This window comes from Aeromonas sp. HMWF014, assembly GCF_963878295.1.
In the GTDB taxonomy this organism is placed as follows: Bacteria; Pseudomonadota; Gammaproteobacteria; order Enterobacterales; family Aeromonadaceae; genus Aeromonas; species Aeromonas popoffii.
This window is the reverse complement of sequence record NZ_CAWNYS010000077.1, coordinates 1-2,266: the sequence shown is the minus strand read 5'-3', so window position 1 is coordinate 2,266 and position 2,266 is coordinate 1. Positions and strand designations below refer to the sequence as shown.

Sequence of the window (2,266 nt, the reverse complement as noted above, 5' to 3'; positions counted from 1 at the left end):
AGCAAGCCTTCCGCCAGCCTGTCCTGCACCTCGCCTCCCACCGGGAAGGTGAGGTACTGCTCAATGATATGGACGAACGCATCCACCACCCCATTGCCGACCTGGCGGGCGGGCAGGCTGTAGGTGGTGGCGGGATCGAGCACGGCAAACACAGGTTGCACCAGCGGATTCATGAAGGAGAGCTTGGCCTCCCCCCGGCTCACTACGGCGGCGGGATTGCTCTCCGAGCCGGTGGCGGGCAGGGTCAGCACGCAGCCCAGCGGCAACGCCGCCTTGACGGGTGCCTTGTGCAGCAGTATCTCCCAGGGATCTTCACCCTCGAAGCAGGCTGCAGCGGCCACGAACTTGGTGCCATCCACCACGGATCCACCGCCGACCGCCAGCAGGAAGTCGATGCGCTCGCGCTTCACCAGCGCCACCGCCTCCATCAGCTGATCGTACCGGGGGTTGGCGCCAATACCGGGGAACTCCTGCCAATCCCTGCCCGCCAACGCCTGGGTCAACTGCTCATAGACGCCGTTCTGCTTGATGCTGCCACCGCCGTAGAGAACCAGCAGGCGGCTGTCCGCCGGGATTAGATCGGGCAAGCTGGCGATCTGGCCTTCACCGAAACAGACGCGGGTAGGATTGGCATATTGGAAGTTGTACACGGCAGAGCCCTCGGTTGAATGCACGCAGGGAATTGTGCGCCAGTGGCTCCATGAGGTCAAAAACGGGAGTGGGCTATCAACACATGCATTGCGTTCGGGTCCGTATAGTGCCCGAAAAGAAATAGTGTCCGAGCAGAAATAGTGCCCGAGCAGAAATAACGCCGGAGGAAAGTAGCAATTCCCAATCCACCCTGCCGACGCTACCTAAGCCGCGCTTGCAGGCTCAGTCCGATCAAACAGAGAGCGGCATCCACCCTCTTTTTGGCTGCCTCTTTTGTGGCGCAGGTCAGTCCATTCAGTGCGGATATTCAACCCGGCCATGGCGCCCAGACAGGGGCAAGTGCTTGCCCCTGGCGACAACGAATTGCCGTTCGAGTCGACCGGCCATCACTCAGGCGCGCCTGGTCTCTTCCTTTGGTGCACTCTTCTTGCCGGTGAGGCGATCCATGGCATCTTGCAGCATGGTCTCCTTCTGCTCGTTCAAGGCCTTGCTCTGCTGCTCGCGCTCTTCGGCAGACAGCTGCTTGTTGTCGGCGATCTCCTTGAGTTTTCCTTCTATCTCGTTGAATTTCTTGCGATCAAACCCCAGCGCCTTGTCCACCAGTTGCTGCATCATGCCCCCCTTGTCTGAACTGAGGTCCAGCGCTGGCGGCAGTTTGCTGTTCTTGGCCAGGTGCTCATAGGTGAGCGTCTGCTGAGCCTTGCTGGTCAATCGCTGGGAGGAGAGGTTGACCAGCTCCTCCCAGCCGCCCCCCTGACCACCGTCGGCACTGCTAAGGGTGGCAAGGGCGCGGGAATTGGACGCACTCTGGGCAAGCTGCTGGCTGTAGGGTTTGATATCCATGGGGGCTCCAATTCGGTAGGCATATCCGGCATGGCGCGTTGGCCGATCCGGTGACATGGGGCGCCAAGCCCCACCATTATCAATCAAACCAGCAAGTTACAGGCCAACTTGCCAGATGAGCCGAGATCCTGCATGCAGGCTGGCGCCACACCCATTGCTCACCGCCGCATGGCGTCAGAATCATGACTCCTGCGCCGCCTCGCCATGAGGCTGCGGCATATCTTTCTACACTCGACCGCTACCATCAGAGCAAGACAAGCATTAGCGCGAGCATCGCAGAACAACCCCAGAGACATACAATGTTGGCGTCAACCACGGGAAAAAATACTTGGCCTTTCGACCCGCCCGGCAGAACGGGGGCAAGCGCTGAAAACTCGGCAACGGGCGAAATGACCGACCTCACCAAACGCCGCGAGAAGAAGTATCCGGAGGAGGAGCTCAAGCAGATCATGAGCCTGTAATCGGCTCACCAAAACAAAGAGGCACCCCGGGTGCCTCTTCTCATTTCGTCAAACGATAAACTCAGCGGCGGCTGATATGGAGCGGGCCGAAGGTCTGGGCCACTGGCATGATCTCTATGCTGTTGATGTTGACGTGGGCGGGCTGCTGGCTGACCCAGAGCACCGTATTGGCGATGTCTTCTGGCTGAATGGCCTGCACCCCCTGATAAACGGTGGCCGCCTTGGCGTCATCACCGTGAAAGCGCACGTTGGAAAACTCGGTGCCGCCACACAGGCCCGGTTCCACATTGGTAACGCGGATGGCCGTGCCC

The 2,266-nt window shown here is 60.0% G+C and carries 3 protein-coding genes and 1 pseudogene; 1 reads left to right on the top strand and 3 read right to left on the bottom strand.

Features of this window, described 5'->3' with window-relative positions; translation table 11 throughout:
- Together AAC083_RS02935 and AAC083_RS02930 are read right to left on the bottom strand one after the other, a co-directional pair.
- Positions 1–674 (bottom strand): iron-containing alcohol dehydrogenase (locus AAC083_RS02935; protein ID WP_146181560.1); only part of this gene is annotated, 674 nt, incomplete at its 3' end.
- Positions 675–1,041: 367 nt separating this feature from the next.
- Positions 1,042–1,494: a hypothetical protein gene (locus tag AAC083_RS02930; protein WP_108535772.1), complete on the bottom strand. Its 453-nt coding sequence runs from the start codon at positions 1,492–1,494 to the stop codon at positions 1,042–1,044.
- A 299-nt stretch (positions 1,495–1,793) separates the two neighbouring features.
- Between AAC083_RS02930 and AAC083_RS02925 the strand changes: the two genes are divergently transcribed.
- On the top strand, positions 1,794–1,955 hold the full coding sequence (locus AAC083_RS02925) for a hypothetical protein (RefSeq protein WP_181364623.1): 162 nt from the start codon (positions 1,794–1,796) through the stop codon (positions 1,953–1,955).
- Positions 1,956–2,016: 61 nt separating this feature from the next.
- Here AAC083_RS02925 and AAC083_RS02920 read toward each other — a convergent pair.
- Positions 2,017–2,266: pseudogene (locus AAC083_RS02920) on the bottom strand (NADP-dependent 3-hydroxy acid dehydrogenase); the annotation flags it as partial.

Coding starts and splice junctions, on each gene's coding strand:
- AAC083_RS02930 (WP_108535772.1), bottom strand. CDS start 1,494: ATGGATATCAAACCCTACAGCCAGCAGCTTGCCCAGAGTGCGTCCAAT.
- AAC083_RS02925 (WP_181364623.1), top strand. CDS start 1,794: ATGTTGGCGTCAACCACGGGAAAAAATACTTGGCCTTTCGACCCGCCC.